The sequence below is a fragment of the Streptomyces sp. AC627_RSS907 genome (assembly GCF_019049165.1).
Genome location: NZ_JAGMUE010001088.1, coordinates 1 through 767 on the forward strand (window position 1 = coordinate 1; position 767 = coordinate 767).

A 767-nucleotide genomic window follows, 5' to 3' on the forward strand; every position below is an offset into this window, starting at 1 on the left:
GTCCTTCGCCTCGCACGCGGCCGTGCTGCTCGGGTTCTGGGCGGCGCGCCGGCGGGTGCTCGAGGAACCACACCGGCACCGCGCGCTCCTGGGCCGGACGGCCGCCGTGGGCCTGACGATCAGCCTTGCGGGCTCGCTACCCTCGGCCCTCGCCCACGTGGGCGCGCTCGACGTGCCGGGCGAGGCGGTCTCCGAGGAGGGCGCGCTGCACCTGGTCCTCGAGGGCACCGGGCTCGCCGGCGGCCTCGGGTACGTGGCGCTGTTCGGCCTGCTGGCCGACCGCCTCGCGCGCCGCCCCCGGCACGGGCGGGCGGTGCGGGCGGTGCGCGCCGTCGGCAAGCGCTCCCTGTCCTGCTACGTCGGCCACTCGCTGGTCTTCGCGCCGCTGCTCGCCGCCTGGGGCCTGGGCCTGGGCGCCGCGTTCGGCAGCGCCGGGATGGCGGCCTTCGCCGTCGGCGTGTGGCTGTCGAGCGCGGTGGTGGCGTACGGATTGGAGCGGGCGGGGCGGCGCGGGCCGGCCGAGGCGGCGCTGCGGCGGCTGACGTACGGCCGGGCCGCCGACGCCACCCGCCGCTGACGCCGCTGACGGCGCCCGGTGGCCCGGGAGCGCCACGGGCGAGTGGGCCGCTGGTCCGGGCCGGCCGCCCGGGGTGGGCCGACCCGGCGGGCGGAGCGCGGGGACGGCGGCGCGCGGCAGGTCAGGGCAGGTCGCGGGCGCCGAGGCGCAGGTGCTCGATGTGGTAGACCGCCTCGTCCAGGAGCTGGTC

General features: G+C 80.1%; 1 protein-coding gene. It reads left to right on the top strand.

Features of this window, described 5'->3' with window-relative positions; all coding sequences use genetic code 11:
• On the top strand, positions 1-577 hold a 577-nt coding region (locus tag KUM32_RS40415), incomplete at its 5' end, for a DUF418 domain-containing protein (RefSeq protein WP_217146678.1).
• Positions 578-767: the final 190 nt, after the last annotated feature.